Source organism: Roseburia sp. CLA-AA-H209, from assembly GCF_020687575.1.
GTDB classification, from domain to species: domain Bacteria; phylum Bacillota; class Clostridia; order Lachnospirales; family Lachnospiraceae; genus Roseburia_C; species Roseburia_C amylophila.
Window position 1 is genome coordinate 125,835 of record NZ_JAJEQU010000003.1, and the last position, 20,216, is coordinate 146,050.

The 20,216-nt window shown below is 42.2% G+C and carries 16 protein-coding genes; 10 read left to right on the top strand and 6 right to left on the bottom strand.

Going from position 1 to position 20,216, the window contains the following annotated elements:
- Nucleotides 1-8 precede the first annotated feature (8 nt).
- From thiD to thiM, 4 genes are read left to right on the top strand one after another with little or no spacing between them, the layout of a single operon-like run.
- A complete protein-coding gene (gene thiD, locus LKD41_RS04325; protein ID WP_227700499.1) occupies nt 9-812 on the top strand; it encodes a bifunctional hydroxymethylpyrimidine kinase/phosphomethylpyrimidine kinase in 804 nt (267 codons plus the stop codon).
- Nucleotides 805-1,989, top strand: a complete 1,185-nt coding sequence (gene cytX, locus LKD41_RS04330; protein ID WP_117698459.1) for a putative hydroxymethylpyrimidine transporter CytX — start codon at nt 805-807, stop codon at nt 1,987-1,989. The genes thiD and cytX overlap by 8 nt, the downstream gene beginning before the upstream one ends.
- 42 nt (nt 1,990-2,031) lie before the next feature.
- Nucleotides 2,032-2,547 (top strand): energy coupling factor transporter S component ThiW, encoded by a 516-nt coding sequence (gene thiW / locus LKD41_RS04335; RefSeq protein WP_022243897.1) that lies wholly within the window; start codon nt 2,032-2,034, stop codon nt 2,545-2,547.
- Between the two features lie 3 nt (nt 2,548-2,550).
- Nucleotides 2,551-3,351, top strand: a complete 801-nt coding sequence (gene thiM / locus LKD41_RS04340; protein WP_227700500.1) for a hydroxyethylthiazole kinase — start codon at nt 2,551-2,553, stop codon at nt 3,349-3,351.
- Nucleotides 3,352-3,372: 21 nt separating this feature from the next.
- Here thiM and LKD41_RS04345 read toward each other — a convergent pair whose 3' ends face one another.
- Both LKD41_RS04345 and LKD41_RS04350 read right to left on the bottom strand, forming a co-directional pair.
- Nucleotides 3,373-4,251, bottom strand: coding sequence for a YitT family protein (locus LKD41_RS04345; protein ID WP_022243895.1), 879 nt, complete (start codon nt 4,249-4,251; stop codon nt 3,373-3,375).
- Between the two features lie 18 nt (nt 4,252-4,269).
- Nucleotides 4,270-6,222: a helicase-related protein gene (locus tag LKD41_RS04350; protein ID WP_227700501.1), complete on the bottom strand. Its 1,953-nt coding sequence runs from the start codon at nt 6,220-6,222 to the stop codon at nt 4,270-4,272.
- A gap of 666 nt (nt 6,223-6,888) precedes the next feature.
- Here LKD41_RS04350 and LKD41_RS04355 point away from each other — a divergent pair.
- Nucleotides 6,889-8,274 carry an MATE family efflux transporter gene (locus LKD41_RS04355; RefSeq protein WP_227700502.1) on the top strand — a complete coding sequence of 462 codons (1,386 nt, stop codon included), beginning with the start codon at nt 6,889-6,891 and terminating at the stop codon, nt 8,272-8,274.
- A 160-nt stretch (nt 8,275-8,434) separates the two neighbouring features.
- On the opposite strand, the gene LKD41_RS04360 is transcribed toward LKD41_RS04355, so the two are convergent.
- On the bottom strand, nt 8,435-9,265 hold the full coding sequence (locus LKD41_RS04360) for a TPM domain-containing protein (protein WP_227700503.1): 831 nt from the start codon (nt 9,263-9,265) through the stop codon (nt 8,435-8,437).
- Nucleotides 9,258-10,853, bottom strand: a complete 1,596-nt coding sequence (locus tag LKD41_RS04365) for a zinc ribbon domain-containing protein (RefSeq protein ID WP_227700504.1) — start codon at nt 10,851-10,853, stop codon at nt 9,258-9,260. The genes LKD41_RS04360 and LKD41_RS04365 overlap by 8 nt, the downstream gene beginning before the upstream one ends.
- A 679-nt stretch (nt 10,854-11,532) precedes the next feature.
- Between LKD41_RS04365 and LKD41_RS04370 the strand changes: the two genes are divergently transcribed.
- Complete coding sequence (locus LKD41_RS04370) at nt 11,533-11,799, top strand: RDAC family protein (protein WP_022244531.1); 267 nt, start codon at nt 11,533-11,535, stop codon at nt 11,797-11,799.
- Nucleotides 11,800-11,849: 50 nt separating this feature from the next.
- Here LKD41_RS04370 and LKD41_RS04375 read toward each other — a convergent pair whose 3' ends face one another.
- Nucleotides 11,850-12,968, bottom strand: a complete 1,119-nt coding sequence (locus tag LKD41_RS04375; RefSeq protein ID WP_227700505.1) for a DUF4422 domain-containing protein — start codon at nt 12,966-12,968, stop codon at nt 11,850-11,852.
- 135 nt (nt 12,969-13,103) lie between these two features.
- On the opposite strand from LKD41_RS04375, the gene LKD41_RS04380 reads away from it, so the two are divergent.
- Both LKD41_RS04380 and LKD41_RS04385 read left to right on the top strand, forming a co-directional pair.
- A complete protein-coding gene (locus LKD41_RS04380) occupies nt 13,104-13,865 on the top strand; it encodes a LysM peptidoglycan-binding domain-containing protein (protein WP_227700506.1) in 762 nt (253 codons plus the stop codon).
- A 169-nt stretch (nt 13,866-14,034) separates the two neighbouring features.
- Nucleotides 14,035-14,463 carry a hypothetical protein gene (locus tag LKD41_RS04385; RefSeq protein ID WP_227700507.1) on the top strand — a complete coding sequence of 143 codons (429 nt, stop codon included), beginning with the start codon at nt 14,035-14,037 and terminating at the stop codon, nt 14,461-14,463.
- Between the two features lie 783 nt (nt 14,464-15,246).
- On the opposite strand, the gene LKD41_RS04390 is transcribed toward LKD41_RS04385, so the two are convergent.
- The gene (locus LKD41_RS04390; RefSeq protein ID WP_227700508.1) at nt 15,247-15,510 is read right to left on the bottom strand and encodes a TIGR03905 family TSCPD domain-containing protein; all 264 of its coding nucleotides are present in this window, start codon (nt 15,508-15,510) and stop codon (nt 15,247-15,249) included.
- A gap of 708 nt (nt 15,511-16,218) precedes the next feature.
- Between LKD41_RS04390 and secA the strand changes: the two genes are divergently transcribed.
- Both secA and LKD41_RS04400 read left to right on the top strand, forming a co-directional pair.
- Nucleotides 16,219-18,789, top strand: coding sequence for a preprotein translocase subunit SecA (gene secA, locus LKD41_RS04395; protein ID WP_022244526.1), 2,571 nt, complete (start codon nt 16,219-16,221; stop codon nt 18,787-18,789).
- 81 nt (nt 18,790-18,870) lie between these two features.
- Entirely contained in the window at nt 18,871-20,070 is a 1,200-nt protein-coding gene (locus LKD41_RS04400; protein WP_227700509.1) for an FprA family A-type flavoprotein, read from the top strand.
- Nucleotides 20,071-20,216 lie beyond the last annotated feature (146 nt).

The following is a 20,216-nucleotide window of genomic DNA, read 5'->3' on the forward strand; positions in this document are numbered from 1 at the left end:
ACAAATGTATGAACACAGCATTAACAATCGCTGGAAGTGATTCCAGTGGAGGCGCCGGCATCCAGGCAGATATTAAGACGATGACCGCCAATGGCGTATACGCCATGAGTGCGATCACGGCACTTACTGCCCAGAATACAACCGGCGTAACAGACATTATGGAGGTAACTCCAGAATTTTTGGCAGAGGAGCTGGATCGTATTTTTACGGATATATATCCGGATGCAGTGAAGACCGGAATGGTCTCTTCCAGTGCTCTGATAGAGACAATTGCGGACAAACTGACAGCGTACCACGCAAAAAATGTAGTCGTGGATCCTGTTATGGTAGCGACCAGCGGAGCAAAACTCATCAGCGATGACGCTATCGGTACATTGAAAACTAAATTATTGCCTCTGGCAACTGTTATAACCCCAAATATCCCGGAAGCGGAAGTACTTTCCGGTATGGAGATAAAGACAGAAGCAGGTATGGAAAAAGCAGCAGAAATCATTTGTAAAACCTTTGGTTGTGCCGTGCTGTTAAAAGGCGGACATCAGTTAAATGATGCCAATGATTTGCTCTGGCAGAAGGACAAAGAGCCGGTATGGTTCCATGGAAAGAGAATTGACAATCCAAACACCCACGGAACCGGTTGTACTTTATCATCTGCCATAGCATCTAATCTTGCCAAGGGACGCAGCCTGGAAACATCCGTGCAGTACGCAAAGAATTACATATCCGGCGCACTGGCAGCCATGTTGGATCTTGGAAAGGGAAGCGGCCCGATGAATCACGCATTTGCAATAGAAGGAGAATATACCAATGAATGAGAAGAAGACATCTGTATTCAGTAACGGATTAATCTGGTTTGGAGCCGGCGTATCCATTGCTGAAATTTTAACCGGAACATATTTTGCACCGCTTGGATTTGGAAAAGCCATGGCAGCTATCTTATTAGGACACTTAATTGGTGGACTGATGATGTTTGCAGCAGGGATGATTGGTGCAAGAGAACGAAGAAGTGCCATGGAAACCGTAAAAATGAGCTTTGGAGAGAAGGGAAGCCTTCTTTTTGCAGCGTTGAATGTATTGCAGCTGGTAGGATGGACAGCCATAATGATTTATGATGGCGCACTGGCAGCCAATGGTGTCATTCCGGTAGCAAACTGGTTCTGGGCAGCCATTATCGGAGTCCTCATTATCCTTTGGATTCTGATTGGACTTACCAATCTTGGAAAGCTCAATACCGTTGCAATGACCGCATTATTTATCCTGTCACTGGTATTGTTTAAAGTGATTTTTATTGGAAATGGAGCCATTCCGGCAATCGTGGATGATGGAAGCCTTACCTTTGGCGCAGCCGTAGAGCTTGCGGTAGCAATGCCACTTTCCTGGCTGCCATTAATCAGTGATTATACAAGAGAAGCAGAAAAACCATTTGCAGCAACCGCAGTCAGCGTTGTTGTATACAGTCTGGTCAGTATTTTCATGTATGTCATTGGTATGGGTGCAGCACTTATTACCGGTGAATATGATATTGCACAGATTATGTTAAAGACCGGATTTGGTATCGTAGGACTTGTGATTATCATTTTCTCAACAGTAACAACGACTTTCTTGGATGCTTATTCTGCAGGTGTTTCCAGTGTATCCATTTCTGAGAAAATCAATGAGAAATGGGCAGCAATTATTGTAACGGTAATCGGAACTGTTGCAGCAATTGTATATCCAATGGATAACATTACAAATTTCTTATATCTTATCGGTTCTGTCTTTGCTCCGATGATTGCCGTACAGATTGCAGATTACTTTATTTTAAAGAAAGCCAATGCAAAAGACATGGCATTTCAGTGGCGTAATCTTGGTGTCTGGCTTATCGGATTTGTGCTTTACCGTGTGCTGATGCACATTGATACTCCGGTTGGAAATACACTTCCGGATATGGTGGTTACCGTCATTCTCTGCGTGATTGTGGAAAAAGTTGCAGAAGCAGTAAAGAAAAACTAAGAGGTTCCCATCCTCTCGGATGGGAACAGAAGAGAGGACAAAATGAATCACAAATCAAACTTAAAGAAATTAACCGTAACCGCAATTTTTGCAGCAATCGCAGTCGTAGGAAGCCTGTTTTCATTTCCGGTATTCGGCTCAAAATGTGCCCCGGTACAGCATCTTGTAAACGTACTGTGTGCTGTTCTGGTAGGACCTTGGTGGGGACTTGCCCAGGCATTTATTGCATCCTTAATCCGTAACCTTTTAGCATTGGGAAGTCCACTGGCATTTCCGGGAAGTATGTGTGGAGCACTTCTTGGCGGACTCCTTTATAAATATGGAAAGAAACTCCCATTTGCATATATCGGTGAGGTAGTAGGAACCGGAATTATCGGTGGAATGCTTTCTTATCCGGTTGCTTATTTGGTAATGGGAAATACAGCAGCTGCATTATTTACTTTTGTAGTACCATTCTTAATCAGTACCTGTGGCGGAACCATTATTGCAATGATTATTACCATTCCTTTAAAGAAATCAGGAATGTTAGCAAAAATGAAAGACAGTCTGGAGAACTAGAATATGGAATTAGAAGCCGGAAAAATTGCAGAACTGCATCATGAGATAAAAAAGAAACGTCCGGTCATTCACTGTATAACCAATGCGGTGACCGTCAATGACTGTGCCAATATTCTGCTGGCAGCAGGCGCATCTCCGACCATGGCACATCATCCGCTGGAAGTGGAAGAGATAACAGAAGGGGCAGCAGCCTTAGTCTGCAATCTTGGAGCTATTGCGGATTTTGAAGCTATGGAAAAAGCCGGAAAGAAAGCGGATGAAATGGGACATGCCATTGTATTAGACCCGGTAGGAATTTCCGGTTCTACTTACCGGCGGATGCAATGCCAGACTTTGATAAAAGAAATTCACCCGACCTGCATTCGGGGAAATTATTCTGAGATTCGTGCACTGTTAAAGGATTGCAATACCGTAACCGGTGTGGATGCATCAGATAAGTCTATTGATGTGGAAAGCATGAAACAGTATGCGAAAGTACAGAAGACCATACTGATTGCATCCGGTGCAGTGGATGTGATTACGGATGGCGGAGAAGTCTTTGAATGCAGAAGAGGCCATGAAATGATGGCACATATTACCGGAAGCGGTTGTATGTCATCGGTTATGCTGGGTGCATTTCTTGGAACAGAAGCAACCATAGAAGCGGCAGCAGCCTGCTGCAGTTTTATTGGATTGTGCGGCGAGGCAGCCGCAGAAAAAACAAAGGAATGTCAGGGCGGTACCATGACATTCCGAAATGCTTTTATCGATGAAGTTTCGTTGATGACACCGGAGAAAATTTATGACCGGTATCAGGAAAAGTAGTTTTGTATACCGGATGATGCATTAATCATTTGGAGTATTGTGAAACCGGCCTTCCAATTCCTCCGTCTTTACAATATTGATAAAGGCGTGTGGGTCGATGGAACGTATCATAGGAATTAACTGGCGCTTAGCCTCCGTATTAATGACGGAGTAGATAAGCGTCTTTTCTTTTTCTTCATAACAGCCAATGCCCTGAAAGAGGGTGGCATCATGGTTGGTGGTTTCCCGGATCGCATGATAAATTTCATTGGATTTATCAGAAATAATAAATAGAGTCTCTTTCTTGTAACGCTTATAAAGCATCTGAATTACCTGGGTGCTGCAGAACTGGTAAATAATGGAATAAAGTGCAATAGACCAGCCAAAGAGAGCACCTGCAATGGCAAGGATAATGACATTGCCAAGGAGAATATAATTCCATGCATCAATTCCCTTCTGGGAAGAAAGATAAATACTGATAAAATCGGTTCCACCGGTAGTAGTTCCAACGTTTAAGCACAGGCAGATGGCAAATCCGTTTAAAAGACCACCGAACACACTGATTAAAAGAACATCCTGTGTAAATACATAAGCCGGCAGCAGGTCTACGAAAATACTGGATAAGAAAATCGTAAGAATCGAGTACCAGGTAAATTTTTTTCCAAGGAACCGGAAACCGATATAGATTGGGAAAATATTTAAAACCACGTTGAAAAAGGTATATGGAATATCAATATGGAAAAAGGTCAGTCCGATTTTCTGTAAGAGCAGGGACACTCCGGCAAAGCCGCCCGGAAATAATCCGGCAGTTTTCGCAAAACAACGCAGGTTCCATGCATACAGAATCGATGCAAAAAATACGATGAAAACCCGGAAGACCTGATAAAATTTTGGATGTTTGGACTCAATGGAAAGAAACATAATGATTACCTCCTGTCATCAGATTTTTTTATAGGGACTGTGTCCATAACACTTCTCACAGACCCGGAACGGATAACCTACCGGCAGCGTTACGCCGCAGTATTTACAGGTGCGGATATAATCCTTCTTATCTTTGGCAAGAAGCTTCATAATTGTATCTTCTGTCTTTTCCCGTTCCCGGTTTAATCGCTCGCTATCAGAAATTTTTCCCATTCTGGTGGAAAACTGATGGTACAAGTCCAGCATTTTATAAAAAGTTTCGTAACGCATCAGTCCCTTGTCATTACACATAATCAGTGATGGAAAATGAAGGGAGACATCAGCAGTATAGGTTTTACAGTAATAGAGCCACAAATCAACGATATCCCGGTTTTTGATATCAATGGAGCAGGTCAGCATCCGGTAGAGGGTATGTTTATCCTCAAACCCATCGATTTCTTTACGGGCTTTATATGCCTTATCATATAGAAAGAGAATTTCGTCAATGCTGATTTTCTCAAAAGGAGCAGAGGGCTCTACGGATTTCCATATTTTTAAAATGGCATTTAATGGCTCGTCCATATCTAAAAGGACATGTGGGAAACCAAGGCTTACCTTCTTAATAACCGGTTCCGGCTGGTCAAAACGTTTGGCAATATAATTTCTGGCATCCTCGCCCATGGCATTGACATAACCGGTGTCATACATGCCAAACCGTCCGGCACGTCCGGCAATCTGCCGTATCTCCGGAATATTAAGGGGGCGGGTGGAAATGCCGTCATACTTTTCTGTCTGGATAAAAACAATTCTTCGTACCGGAAGATTCAGTCCCATACCGATGGCATCGGTGGAAACCACTACTTTGGTTTCGTGGCTTAAGAAAAGACGAATCTGTCTTCTGCGGATTTCCGGTGGAAGACTGCCGTAGATGACACTGGCACGAATTCCCTCACGTTCTAATCGTCCGGCAATGTCTAAGACAGCACGCTTGGTAAAAGTGATTAGTGCATCACCTTCTGTGACATCATCCGGGAAAACAAATGCCTCTTGTTCACAGACCAGTGCAGTTTTCCGTTCATAGTGGCGAACCTCAAAGGTATCATCGCAAAGGGCTATGAGGTGGGTAACAACTTCCTCGGCAGCAGGACTCATGCAGATATGGATTTCATCTGCTTTTACCCCCAGAATAGCGCGGGTCCAGGAGTGCCCACGGTCACGGTCTGCAATCATCTGTGCTTCATCAATAACGGCAATATCATAGTGCTGTTCCATGTCTAACATTTCAATGGTAGAAGAAGTAATCCGGCTGTTTTCCTCCGGAATGCATTCTTCTCCGGTAAGCATCGTACAGGCAATGCCGGCATCTTTCATTTTCTCATAGATTTCCAGCGCCAGAAGACGCAAAGGACCAAGATAGACTCCGCACGAAGCCTCTTTTAAACGCTCTAATGCGTGATAAGTTTTGCCACAGTTGGTAGGACCAACATGCAGGATAAAATGCCGCTGCATGCCTCTGGTCTGTGGAAATTCTGTTTCCGGTTTCAACGGAACCATCCCGACAATCTGATGACGCATTCCAAATTGTCCATACTGATGGCACAAATCCTTTAAGGTGCGCCGGCAGATTGCAAGGGGCATTTCCTGATATAAAAAGTTTAAGAAACGCTCTGTAATTAATTCCGGTTCCTCGTCCCGCAGGGAACTGATATCAAGACGAACCAGCTCAGCAATAAGATAAGTCTCAAACTGCATAATATAAATGGGATTGGCATCCCGATAAACAAAATAGGCAAGATTACGGAGCTGACGGTGATAATTCTCCAGCTGCGGCTGTTTTATCTTCGGAGAATGGATAGCCAGCAGTTCCTTGGAAAGCCGCTGCATCCGCTTCGGATAAGGACCTGTTTCCGGTATCGTTTTTTTATGCTTCTTTTTTGCAAAGGTTTTATACTGGGCACAATAGAATTGTACCAATTTATCTGTCTGTATCATACGACCTCCATATCTATGCTAAGTATACCATTCTTTGGGTATGGTTGTAAAAGACATATTTTTCATGTGAAATCTCTTCCGCTGCTGGTTTGACTTCGGAGAAAATGGGTGTTACAATCGTTCGGTATGAAATGCTTTATGCAGGCGATGGGGAAAGCTTATAAGATACAATAAATATCATTGGTATTTAGAGATTGACTGGCTTTGACCTAAAATGCCTACAGTTCTTACACATATGTTTTTCTTGATTGTAAACTGTCTTTTGCCTGCTTTGACTGGAATACTGTACTGTCCGCTGGATACGGATGCCACATAAGTCCTGCAAGGGGCACTAGGAATTTCGATTTACAGCCTGCTTTGTCTGGCAACCGGCACAAATTCACATCCATGTTCATCTGTGCCTCGCTGGTACATCCCTGTACCAGCGTTGCCTGTTGCCAGACGAAATTCCAAGTGCCCCTAACAGTCCTTGAAATGCATCCGCATTTCAGCGAACGGTGCAGTATTACTGTCAAACATGAAAAAGACGGTTTTCATAGCAGAAAGAAAAACATATGTAATAGAACTGTGGTATTTTATGGTCAGGTCAGACAAGCTGTGAATACCAAGGATATTTCTTTTAACTTATTGCCTTTCCCCCTCGCCGGAGAAAGAAAGGAGACCGTGATGGAACACACAGTAGAAACTACGAAGAATCCGCTGGCGGAAGAAAAAATCGGGAAACTGATTGCCCGCTTTGCAATACCGGCAATCATCAGCATGCTGGTAAGTTCCCTTTATAATATAGTAGATCAGATATTTATCGGACAGGGCGTTGGCATGCTTGGAAATGCCGCAACAAATATTGCATTTCCGGTATCCATTATCTGCACGGCAACGGCATTGTTACTTGGAATCGGAAGTGCATCCAATTATAATCTGGAGACCGGAAAAGGAAATGTAGAAGAAGCAAATAAGATTGCAGGAACAGGACTGGGTCTTCTGTTTATCTGTGGAGTGATAATTGCAGCAATCGTATTGCTTTTTTTAAATCCGCTGCTGTATTTATTTGGTGTAACACCGGATGTGCTGCCATATGCACAGGATTATACATTTATTACAGCTTTTGGAATCCCGTTTCTGGTATCTACAACCGGTGGAACGCATCTGATTCGTGCGGACAGAAGCCCGACCTATTCCATGACCTGCATGCTTGTGGGCGCAATTATCAACACGATTTTAGATCCGTTATTTATTTTTACATTTAACTGGGGAATCAAAGGAGCCGCATGGGCGACTGTAATCGGACAGTTTGTATCAGGTCTGCTTGTTATTATATATTTTGTAAAATTCCGAAAAATGGAACTTTGGTTTTCCATGCTTCGTCCAAGGGTGAAATATATGAAAGCGATTGCAGCATTGGGAATGGCTTCCTGCATCAACCAGATAGCCATGGCAATCGTGCAGATTACCATGAATAATACGTTGCGTCATTACGGAGAAATGTCTGTATATGGAACAGATATCCCCCTTGCCTGCGTTGGAATTATCTCAAAAGTAAATATGGTATTTATGGCAATCTGTATTGGAATTTCCCAGGGCTGCCAGCCAATCTGGGGCTTTAATTATGGAGCGGGAAGTTTTGGGAGAGTAAGAAAAACATTTTGGCGTGCCTTTGAGATATCCGTGCTGGTGGGTGTTGTATTTTTCATTGTGTTTCAGATATTTCCACATCAGCTGGTGGCGGTATTTGGTGATGGAAGTACAGAATATTTCCAGTTCGCAGAGCGGTATTTCAGAATTTTTATGTTTATGACATTTATCAATGGAATCCAGCCAATGTCTTCTGGTTTCTTTACATCCATTGGAAAAGCCAGACTTGGTATTGTTGTATCACTGACCAGGCAGGTGCTGTTTTTACTGCCGCTGATTCTTATTTTCCCTTTGTTTATGGGAATCGACGGAGTAATGTATGCAGGACCAATCGCAGATGCAGCTGCAGCTGTCGTTGCCATTTTCTATGCACTGCGTGAATTAAATATCATGAAAAATTTAGAAAAGAAAGCAGTATAAAAAATATCAATATAAAAAACGTCAAAAAGAATCCCATGGAAAACAGAAATATTCTCCATGGGATTTTTGCTATTTCCGGACATATGCAGGAATTTGCCGGTGGCAGGTCCTACAGGTTATGAAATAGCGGTATAAAACGGCAAAAGGCAGGTCTTTGGGATTAGAAGCTGTGACCGCCGCCACCGCCTCCACCGCCGCCGCCACTGCTGCTGCCACCGCCGCCACCGCCACCGCTGCCGCTGCTGCCACCGCTGCCGCTGCTGGAAGGCGGACTGTAGACACGGGATTGCCGGATAAAGCGGACATTTGGATTGACAATATTGCACTGTGTAAATACCTTTCCTAAAAGATCTGTTTTCGATGGTCTCTTCGCACGGGAGAAGGAACGTACCAGAAAATAGTTTAACAACAAAGCAATGATAACTGCTAAAAAGGCATTACTGATATATTTCATCGGCTGCGCAATTTTTCGCCCTTCGAGCAATGTATTAATCTGACCAAAAGCGGTAAATGCACAGGTGTAATAATCACCATCAGAGGCATATTTGTATACATTATCGGTGATAGTGTTGGCATAACTTTTCGTAATGGTTTCATAAATGGTTCCGTTGCTGTGAATCCAGATGTTCCGATTGTCCATATCAATGAGAAATACGGTTGCACTGGTGGAACCGAAGGTGTCGCGGTAATAGCTTCGGGTATAATCCTCAGTAGAATAGTAAGGATTGTAATCGATGGATTTAAAAGCAACACTTCCGTAAGTGGTAATCGGAGCCATCTCTTTTCCAAGGGTGGTTTCTTCCTCGTCTGTTAAAAGGTTGGCATCGTCCTCAACGATAACCTGATAACCGGTGCTTTTGTTGGTATAGGTCTTGGTTTCGGCTTTGCAGGTAATACTTCCGTTAAGTAAGAGGAAGAAACATGCAAGCAGGCAGCCAAGAATTATTTTTGCAGAAAAAGAGCTGTATTTCTTCTTATATATATCAGGCACGGTCATCACCTCCCTGTCGGTTAAACTGCGGCAGTTTCCGCATGGTAAGCATATTGTATTCCTTTAAAATGCTAAGAAGCGTAAAAATAATACCGGCAAAAGATACAATTGCACCACCATAGTAATAAAGGTCGGAAACCGGATGCAGGAAAGTAATCATTCCAGCAGTAACAATGGAAATTAAAGCTCCTAGGAATCCCGGAATTTTTCCACGGGTGGTTGTTTCGCTGAACTGGGAAAATCCAAACAGCGAAGTCAGAACCCCACCGCCGATAACAATAAGCATGACAATTTTAGAAAATGAAAAACCGCCGGAACTAAAGATTCCCATTAGAACCTGAATTGCAAATACACCTAAAAACAGATAAGGAATTATGTTTTCGAATTTAGATTTCATGCTTTTATGGGGCTTTAAGTTTACTTTTACTTTGGCTTCTTTCTTGAGATTTCCCTGTTTGGACTGATATCCCCTGTCATTCTCATAGGTTTCCTGACTATGGATTTCGCTCAGCTCCACAAAATAAATAATGGAGGCAAAAAGTGCCAGTGCCGCAGAAAGTATCAGGGTTGAAGCAGGCCGTATGGTAAAGAAAAGATTTAAAAGCAGAAAAACCGGGATAGCCAGTAGAAAGGAACCGAGTAAAAATTTACGGCTATCTACCGGGATATCAGCAGCAACCTTTCCGGTCTGTCCATTGACCGTAGCGTAGGCAACGCGGTCTTTGTTACGGTAGGATAAGAACCATACCGGAAGCATGGCGCTGGCAGCTTCCTTGCATTCCGTATTTAATGCATAACTCATATAATGCTCTGTTTCCGGATAAATAAAATTAAATTCCTGGAAGGCAGGTATTTTTTTGACTTTGGAATAAGTCTGTTCATTGGCAATGGCTTTTGCGTCCTTCAGATAAATATCGCTGTCCACATCGGCAGTATCAGCATAGAAACCACACAGAATGGACGGAGTAAAACTTTTCATGCCGCGCACATCAAAGGGAGCAATATTCTCGCTGATAACATCCGAAAAAGAAGAAGACGCATCATAAGAGAGCCCTTTATAATAGGCATCCGTCTGGCAGAGCAGATTATAGTGGTCGGTTACAATATAGTTGCCTTCCCGGTGGCTTTTTTCAGCCGGCAGCTGTACCGTACCTTCGTGGGTAATGTTATATACCCAGTAAGGCATATAAATCCCACGGAAATTGTCTACATTGCGAGGGTCTTTCAGTTCCTTAGGGGCAAAAATGGCATGGCGCATCATTTTGCCATAAGCCTTCTTGCAGTCCTCCTTGGTAATCTGGAAAGGAACAATGTAGTCCGGACGTTTTTCCCTGGCAATCCGGCTGTCAAGAATCGTAGAAGCACCACAGAAACTGCAGAATCCGGTTGCAGCATTCTCAGTACTTAAGATTTCACCGCCGCATTGCGGACAGGTGAAAATGTTGACATCATAAGTAGATGTCTCCACAGCATCGTGATCCTTCTGATAGCTGTAAGGATTCAGCTGTGTGTGACAGTAGTCACAGAAAAGTGATTGTGTTGGAATATCAAACCTCAGATTTCCTCCACAATTGGGACATTCATACATATCATTCTCCTCTTTTGATTTAATATACTCAGGTATTGACCGCACAAGGATACGTTGTCCCCGGAAAACTTCTGGTATCGAAGACCTTTGTTTTAGATATAAAATACCGAATTTCTAATGTGTGTGTTTCACTTTTGGTTATAAAAACTATCTTTCCAATGTTTGACAAAATCGCTGTACGGTTCGTCGAAATGCAGATGCCTTATAACGACTGCTAGGGGCACTTGGAATTTCGCCTGAAAACCGGCAACACTGGCACAGGGATGTGCCAGAGAGGTGCATATGAGCACGGATGTGAATTTGCACCGGTTGCCGGATAAAGTGATATATTGTCCGAAATTTCCGGTGCCCCTTGCAGCCGTTAGGTGGCATCTACAATCGACGGACAGTGCAGCGATTCCGTCAAAGCAACGGAAAGACAGTTTACCATCAAGCGAAACACACACATAAGAAATGCAGGTATTTCATATTATAAAAACAAAAGGTTCTTCGATACCAAAGTTTTCCAGTATCAACTTATCTCGTTGACAATGACCTAATGTAATATACTAATATGGTAATGGAAATATAACAGAAAGTAAATACATTTTACTTCCTATTTTCAGAAAATTGAGTTATAATATATATAACTAGAAGTAATACGAGAGAGTTGTCATACGACCGTAGAGGAGGGGTGCTCATGAGACAGGAATTTACTTATAACCAGATTGCACACCTGAATGCAGCGTTACATGAACAACGCCTGCCATACCGTATTAGCTTTCATGATGCGGAGACAGCCGTTGTAGAACCGTTAGGATTTTGTGCATGTGATGGTAAAGAGGGTATGCTCAAAGCGGCAATTGAAGCATTTTTTGAAAAAGAGGGAATGACCGTAACATTCTCTGACCATTGCGAAATTATTTCACCGGGATGCCGGACCGTTTCTATGGCAGCCTGCCAGTAGAAACAGGTGAGACCGGAAAGGTGAGCAGATTAGAAGGAAGAAGCCGGAATTCAAAAATCTTTGAGATGGGAACAGATTTTTGAAAATGCTTTCTCTTTTAAGTCCTCATCAGAACAGAACATTTGAATCGCTATATCCACTGCTTTCGGAGAGAGAGTAGTGGATTTTTTGAGCCATGAAATATCAGCGGCAGACTCTGTCCCTGTAAGAAAATGATTTACAATTTCATTTAACCGGTGGAAGAATTCCATCAGGGAATGATAATCATGAATCATATCTAAAAGGTTGTGCCCATAAAGTTCCTGTTCAAAGGAACAGGTAGAAATTACCTGCATGCAAAGGTGCAGTTCACCGGTAATATCAGAAGCTTCCATCAGAATGTCCGGGCGTTTCGCATAGCTTTCCATGAAAATGGACTGGGCTTTCTGGTAGTCGCCATTCGCAAAACATTTTGCCAGAGATTCCCGGAGCATTCTTGTTTCATGCTTTTCACCGGACATCCCCACCATACATTCATAGGTGGAGAGATTCTGCTTCGCAATGTAGACGGTCAGCAGAAACTCCGACAGGAATCCAAACAACCGCTTACAGTAATTATCATAGCTGCTGATATCGACCCGGCACTCCACTTCAAAGAGAATGTCAAACAGCCATTCACAGTAGGCATCAAATCGTTCTTTTGAAGTAATGAAAATATTTCCAAAATAAGTATGTACATCATGAACCATATGGTGAAAAACAGGCACATAGTCCGGGTATTTTTCAGAAATGACCTGCTCAGTAATCAGCAGATCCTTCTGGTGATGGTTCTGGCTGAAACCATTAAAATACGAAGTATTTAAAGTCAGAAGCTTTGGTGTGATCATGTCATGATTCTGAAGCAGCCGCATCAGCTCTTTTTCCGTGAAAATAAGCCCCTGTCTATTTATGAGATAGCGGCGGTAATGACAGATGCCGATATAATCGCAGGCATGGTAATTTTTCCAGAGCCAGTAAATGCCGGTCAGCTCGCAGAAACTTTTGTTTTTCCGGGAAATATTATCTCCGGTATCATCTGCAAGATAGCCCAATTCCGGAGAAATTGCATGTCCGACCTGCAGAGGAACATACAAGGAATCGGTGGGAGCTTCAAATTGTTTGTGGGTCATAACGAATATTTTAATGGACATAATACACCTCGCAAAAACATGCTTTTCCCTTACTGTATACGCAATCGCATTCCTTGACAAGAGCAAATCAGGGAACCAATCAACATTTTTGACATAAACTAATACGAAAGTAAGAAAGAATGGGAAGAGGTCAGCGTGAACTGCAGCAATTCAATCGAACATACCGTGGAAGCGGGGGATACATTATACAAACTTTCCCGGCAGTATAAGACGACGGTATCCTCTATTATTTTAAGCAATCCAAGGATAAATCCTTACAATTTACAGATTGGAATGAAGATAGAAATATGCCCGGGCAGAGAATACACAAGACCGGAAATGCCGGGAAATACAGGAGATTCCGGGATTCCCAATAACAATGGAAAAGGAAATTTAAAAGAACTGATGAGGATGGCATGGCTGAATCATACCTACCTGCTCCGGATGCTTTTGGTCAGCATGGCAGCGGATTTGCCGGATCAGCAGGAACTGGTTACTGCATTAATTGACAATGCAGAGGAAATAGCAGACCTTTTCGGCAGATATTATCCGGAAAATACGGTGAACAGCCTCAGAGATTTACTGGTGCGCCAGGTAGAGCTTACCGGTGGACTGATCACCCAGAAAAAAGAAGGAAGAGCGAAGGATACGGAGGAGCAGGTACGACGGTTAAACGAAAATGCAGACCGCATCGCAGAGCTTTTGGCATCTGCAACACCGGAATATGAAGAAAGTGTATTAAAAGAAATGTTCCGTATGCACGTAGACCTGACCGGACAGGAAATCAATGAGCGGCTTGCCGGCAATTATGAAAAAGATTTACAGACATTCTGGAATATCCAGCGGCAGATTATTGCCATGGCGGATTATTTTGCCAACGGACTGGAAACAGAGGCAAAGGAATCCGGGCTTCGTTAAAGAAAAGGCATTAAAAAGTATTGTTTCTTATGGTTTCACAGCAGAAGCGGCTGTGTTATAATAGAAAAAAAGGACAAAAATAACCGAGGCTGTCCGAATGCAACTGCGGACAGCCACAACATAAAAGTACAGAACAAAAACAATAGTAAATAGAAGGAGACAGCAAAAAATGACACCAGAATTTTTAAACAGCACATTAGAGCATTTATATGAGAGAACCAAAGAAGGAAAGCAGCACTGGAATGTTGAGATGAAGACTAGCGAATATAAAGAGGAATCCGAAAAGCCGGTTGTAGAAGCCGACGGAAAGCAGTGGGTAGTAGATGAGTGTTATACAGCCTATTCCTGCGAAGAGCATGGAAATGAATTTGTAATGATTACTTATGAAAATATTGAGACTTGTGGAGAAGAAGTGCGGAGCACCAACATGGTATTCCTGCCGGATCCGAATGTCCGCTATTTTGATTTGGACCGGCTGGCCCAGTATGCAATTCTTCCAAGCCAGAAATTGATGGAGACCATTCATCAGTTATTTACTCTTCTGCTTTCTCTTCAGAAGAAAGAAAGTGCCCAGGTAGAGTGGAAAATCAGCGAATAGGAAATGGCATCGCAGACAGATTGTAATTACATATGTTTCTTGTAGTTGTTTTAACAATTTAAATAAAACTGAAAATTCAGATAATTTACACAATATATGTAATATAATAAAGCAAATACGAAAAATAATTAAGAAAATTCTAAAAATAGTGTTGACAAATGAACTATAGTTAGATATAATCAAATCATCAAAAGAAACAAATGAACGGAAACAAAGTAAGGAGGAGATTCCACCAGAAAGAGAAGGAACAAACTCATAATAATGTAAGAGGAGGTCGATACCACCAGGATATTAAATCAGAATCGGACAAGCGTTTAGATGAAGAGAAACGCAATAGTAAGAAAGGAAGGTACGGTCCAATGCAGAGCTGACAGATATTATGAAACCTAACATAATAAATAATAAAATCAGATTCAGTTCATGGATTCAGAATCGGAAGGAAAACCTGAGGTAAATACAAAAGAAAAGTGGATGGAGAATCAGAATGGCAACGTAAAGATATGGTTCCAGTCCAACAGGACTCAGAAGCGAACGGATTCAGGAGGAAGGGTTCAGGGATTGAAGACGAAATATACGAAATGAGGTAAAAGTCCAATGGACGAAATAGTATGAAAGGGCATCATCTTAAGAGAATTTAGATGATGCCCTTTTTCACTTTACAGGGAATTGCTTTCCTGTAAAGTGAAAAACGCTCCACGAGGATGCGCACTGCAGCGTACAAGGTAGATGTCGCAAGCGACCGCCGCAGGCGCGGGAATGTGCCAAGGCACATTCTTTGTTCTGTTATGATTCTTTTTTCTGCACTTCAAGGGCTGCTAAGCATGCCTGGGCAAGCTGGTCACCACAGGAAGTGGATTTGAATCCACAGGTGATGCCCTTTAATTTTTCTTCTACTTCTTCTACCGTTAATCCTTCTACCAAAGAAGAGATAGCCTTTAAGTTGCCGTTACATCCGTTGGTAAAGGTAACATGTTTTAAAACATTTCCCTCTAAATCCAAATCAATCTGGGTGGAACAGGTTCCTTTGGTTTTGTATGTGTAATGCATAAGAAACTCCTTTCTATACCTGGACTTGTTGCCAGGCGATTGCAAAATGAAAAATAGTGTATGACATATTTTTTATGAGGTGAAAGGCTCCTCTTCTTTTCAGATATGAAATATTGTAACTCTAAGCACTTTATTTTTCTTTCTGTTATATCGACTGCCTTTCCAATGTTTGACAATGATTCCAGAATTGTCCGCCGGAGTGCGGATACCTTGGCAAAGCTGCTAGGGGCACTTGGAATTTCACTGGCAACCGGCAACACTGGCACAGGGATGTGCCAGTGAGGTGTATCTGAACATGGATGTGAATATACACCGGTTGCCGGACGTAATCATGAGTTTATCGAAATTCCTAGTGCCCCTTGCGGTTTTGACGTCGCATCCGCAACCGGCGGACAGTTCTGGAATCCTATGTCAAAGCAACCGGAAAGACAGTCTGCAATCAAGAAAAATAAAGTGCTAAGAGTTACGAGATATTTCATATCCATTAAAAAGAAGTGAAGTCTTTCACCTATAAAAATATCTTATTCTGTTTTTTCATTTTGCAATCGCCTGTTCAATCTTTGCCTATTATAGCATCTGTTTGTAAAAAGTCCACTGATTTAACAAAAAGTTTATAAAACGTTCATTGGATTAGATATTGTGAAGAAAGGCAGATAGTGGTACAATATTTCATAGTTGCGTAAGCAAAATTATGGATAGGAGCATTATATGAAAGCAATAGAAAAAATCTTTGGAACACATAGCGAAAGAGAATTAAAAAGAATTTATCCGCTTATAGATAAGATAGAGTCTTATCGGCCTGCCATGCAGGAACTGACTGATGAGCAGTTAAAGGATAAGACAAAAGAGTTCAAAAAGAGACTTGCTGATGGTGAGACACTGGACGATCTGCTTCCAGAAGCATATGCAACCGTTCGTGAGGCGGCAAAGAGAGTGCTTGGAATGGAACATTACCGTGTTCAGCTGATTGGTGGTATTATCCTGCATCAGGGACGTATCGCTGAGATGAAGACCGGTGAAGGAAAAACATTGGTATCTACCCTGCCGGCATACTTAAATGCATTGGAAGGAAAGGGCGTACATGTTGTAACTGTCAACGAATATCTGGCAAAACGTGATGCTGAGTGGATGGGACAGGTTCATGAATTCTTAGGACTGACTGTTGGCGTTGTGTTTAACGGCATGGACACTAAGGAACGTCAGGATGCATATAACTGTGACATTACTTATATTACCAATAATGAATTGGGATTCGATTACCTGCGCGATAACATGGTGATTTACAAGGAACAGTTAGTACAGCGTGGGCTTCATTTTGCAATTATCGATGAGGTCGATTCTGTGTTGATTGACGAGGCAAGAACACCACTTATTATTTCAGGACAGAGTGGCAAATCCACCAGCATTTATGAGGCATGCGATATTCTGGCAAGACAGATGAAACGTGGTGAAGATCAGAAGGAATACACCAAGATGGATGCTATCATGGGAGTGGAAATCGAAGAAGATGGAGACTTCGTGGTAAATGAGAAGGATAAAGTAGTCAATCTGACATTAGAAGGTGTAAAGAAGGTAGAACAGTTTTTCCACATTGATAACCTTGCAGATCCGGATAATCTTGAGATTCAGCATAATATCATTTTAGCACTGCGTGCACACAATCTGATGTTCCGTGATCAGGATTATGTGGTAAAAGATGATCAGGTACTAATCGTAGATGAATTTACCGGACGTATTATGCCGGGCCGGCGTTATTCTGATGGATTACATCAGGCAATTGAAGCAAAAGAGCATGTAAAAGTAAAACGTGAGAGCAAGACCCTTGCCAATATTACATTCCAGAACTTCTTCAATAAGTATGATAAGAAAGCAGGTATGACCGGTACCGCTTTGACAGAGGAAAAAGAGTTCCGTGACATCTATGGAATGGACGTTATCGAGATTCCTACCAACAGACCGGTTATCCGTGTGGATAAAGAGGATGCTGTTTATAAGACCAAGAAAGAAAAATTTCATGCTGTTGTGGATGAAGTAGAAGAAGCATACAAGAAGGGACAGCCGGTTCTGGTTGGTACCATCAATATCGATACTTCTGAGTTGGTAAGCTCCATGTTGAATAAGCGTGGTATACCACACAAAGTCTTGAATGCAAAATTCCATGAGTTAGAGGCTGAAATTGTAGCACAGGCCGGTGTACATGGTGCGGTTACTATCGCAACCAACATGGCTGGTCGTGGTACTGATATTAAGCTGGATGATGAAGCAAAGGAAGCCGGCGGTCTGAAAATCATCGGTACTGAGCGTCATGAATCCAGACGTATTGATAACCAGCTGCGAGGACGTTCCGGTCGTCAGGGAGACCCGGGAGAATCCCAGTTCTTCATTTCACTGGAAGATGATTTGATGCGTCTGTTTGGTTCTGAGAAGTTGCTTGGCATGTTTAATGCTTTGGGTGTGCCGGAAGGTGAGCAGATTCAGCATAAGATGCTGACCAGTGCAATTGAAAAGGCACAGAAGAAGATTGAGGGAAATAACTTTGGAATTCGTAAGAATCTGTTGGAGTATGATCAGGTTATGAATGACCAGAGAGAGATTATATATGCAGAGCGTCTCCGTGTATTGAATGGCGAGAGTATGCGTGATGTTATCTATAAGATGATTACCGACAGAGTGGAAAATACAGTAGATACCTGTATTTCACCGGATTTACCAGCGGAAGAATGGGATATTAATGAACTGAACCAGTTGCTGATTCCAATTATTCCACTTCAGCAGGTGACACCGGAACAGGCAAAAGAATATAAGGATCAGAAGAAATTAAAACATGCTTTAAAAGAACAGGCTGTAAAACTCTACGAGGAGAAGGAAGCAGAGTTCCCAGAGCCGGAGGCTGTCCGTGAATTAGAGCGCGTTATCTTACTGAAAGTCATTGACCGTAAGTGGATGGATCATATTGATGATATGGATCAGTTACGTCAGGGTATCGGTTTACAGGCTTATGGCCAGAGAGACCCGCTGGTAGAGTATAAGATGAGCGGTTATGACATGTTCGAAGAGATGATTAACAGTATTCAGGAAGATACCGTACGTCTGTTATTCCATGTCAGAGTAGAGCAGAAGGTAGAAAGAGAGCAGGTTGCAAAAGTAACCGGAACCAATAAGGATGAAACAGCACAGGGCGTGCCGAAGAAACGTGCGGCAGCAAAGGTTTACCCGAATGATCCGTGCCCATGCGGAAGTGGTAAGAAATACAAACAGTGCTGCGGAAGAAAAGCTTAAGAATAAAAATACAAAAGTTAAATCTACTTATAATAATTAAATTACATTATAACAGCAAATATGGCAAAAGGAGGAAAATAGATGCATTGCACAAGAAAAGTAACAGAAGATATCATCTGGATTGGTGGAAGTGACAGAAGACTTGCTTTATTTGAAAACATATTCCCAATTCCAAGAGGGGTATCCTATAATTCCTATCTTTTAAAGGATGAAAAAACAGTATTGTTAGATACCGTAGACCGTTCCATTGCAGGACAGTTTTTAGAAAATCTGGCATTTGCACTGGATGGAAGAAATCTGGATTACATGATTGTAAACCATATGGAACCGGATCACTGTGCTTTAATCGAAGAAATCGTAAGACAATATCCGGAAGTAAAGGTTGTGGGAAATGCCAAGACCTTTGGCATGATACAGCAGTTCTATACCTTTGATATTGCAGAACGTTCCGTTACTGTGAAAGAAGGCGAGACATTAAATACCGGAAAACATACCCTTCACTTTGTGATGGCACCGATGGTACACTGGCCGGAAGTAATGGTAACATATGATGAAACGGACAAAGTATTATTTTCAGCAGATGCATTCGGAACCTTCGGAGCATTGAACGGAAATATTTTTAATGATGAAATTGATTTCGACCGCGACTGGCTGGATGACGCAAGACGTTATTATACCAATATTGTTGGAAAATACGGTGGACCGGTTCAGACAACCTTGAAGAAGGCAGCAGGACTTGATATTTCCATTATCTGTCCACTGCATGGCCCAATCTGGCGCTCCAATCTTGGTTACATTCTGGATAAATACAATACATGGAGCAGCTATGAGCCGGAAGAGAAGGCAGTTATGATTGCTTATGCGTCCATGTATGGAAATACAGAAAATCTTGCAAATATACTCGCAGCAAAACTGGCAGAAGCAGGCATTCACAATATTGCAGTATATGATGTATCCAATACACATGTTTCCACTTTGATTTCAGAAGCATTCCGCTGCAGTCATATTGTACTGGCAGCACCAACCTATAATGGAAATGTATATCCGGTTATGGAGAATTTCTTAAATGACATGAAAGCACTTGCAGTTCAGAAGCGTACCGTTGCGATTCTGGATAATGGTACCTGGGCAGCAACAGCTGGAAAACAGATGGCAGATAAGATCACAGAAATGAAAGATATGAAGATTATTGAACCAAAGGTAAGTATTAAATCTTCATTAAAGAACGAACAGCTGGAACAGCTGGATGAGCTGGTGGCAGAGATTAAGAAAGATTTCTAAAGCACTGGCAGTTATCAGAAGAGAAAATGAAATAAAATAAAAACGAACAGAGTAAAAATGAGTACAGAACAAACATTCGATTTTGTTCTGTACTTTTTTGCTATGGGGTGCTATAATGAGCGGAGAAACGTGGTAATACTAAAGGA

Bases quoted from the DNA above. Each gene is read 5' to 3' on its own strand.
- thiD (WP_227700499.1), top strand. From the start codon at position 9: ATGAACACAGCATTAACAATCGCTGGAAGTGATTCCAGTGGAGGCGCC.
- cytX (WP_117698459.1), top strand. From the start codon at position 805: ATGAATGAGAAGAAGACATCTGTATTCAGTAACGGATTAATCTGGTTT.
- thiW (WP_022243897.1), top strand. From the start codon at position 2,032: ATGAATCACAAATCAAACTTAAAGAAATTAACCGTAACCGCAATTTTT.
- thiM (WP_227700500.1), top strand. From the start codon at position 2,551: ATGGAATTAGAAGCCGGAAAAATTGCAGAACTGCATCATGAGATAAAA.
- LKD41_RS04345 (WP_022243895.1), bottom strand. From the start codon at position 4,251: ATGTTTCTTTCCATTGAGTCCAAACATCCAAAATTTTATCAGGTCTTC.
- LKD41_RS04350 (WP_227700501.1), bottom strand. From the start codon at position 6,222: ATGATACAGACAGATAAATTGGTACAATTCTATTGTGCCCAGTATAAA.
- LKD41_RS04355 (WP_227700502.1), top strand. From the start codon at position 6,889: ATGGAACACACAGTAGAAACTACGAAGAATCCGCTGGCGGAAGAAAAA.
- LKD41_RS04365 (WP_227700504.1), bottom strand. From the start codon at position 10,853: ATGTATGAATGTCCCAATTGTGGAGGAAATCTGAGGTTTGATATTCCA.
- LKD41_RS04370 (WP_022244531.1), top strand. From the start codon at position 11,533: ATGAGACAGGAATTTACTTATAACCAGATTGCACACCTGAATGCAGCG.
- LKD41_RS04375 (WP_227700505.1), bottom strand. From the start codon at position 12,968: ATGTCCATTAAAATATTCGTTATGACCCACAAACAATTTGAAGCTCCC.
- LKD41_RS04385 (WP_227700507.1), top strand. From the start codon at position 14,035: ATGACACCAGAATTTTTAAACAGCACATTAGAGCATTTATATGAGAGA.
- LKD41_RS04390 (WP_227700508.1), bottom strand. From the start codon at position 15,510: ATGCATTACACATACAAAACCAAAGGAACCTGTTCCACCCAGATTGAT.
- secA (WP_022244526.1), top strand. From the start codon at position 16,219: ATGAAAGCAATAGAAAAAATCTTTGGAACACATAGCGAAAGAGAATTA.
- LKD41_RS04400 (WP_227700509.1), top strand. From the start codon at position 18,871: ATGCATTGCACAAGAAAAGTAACAGAAGATATCATCTGGATTGGTGGA.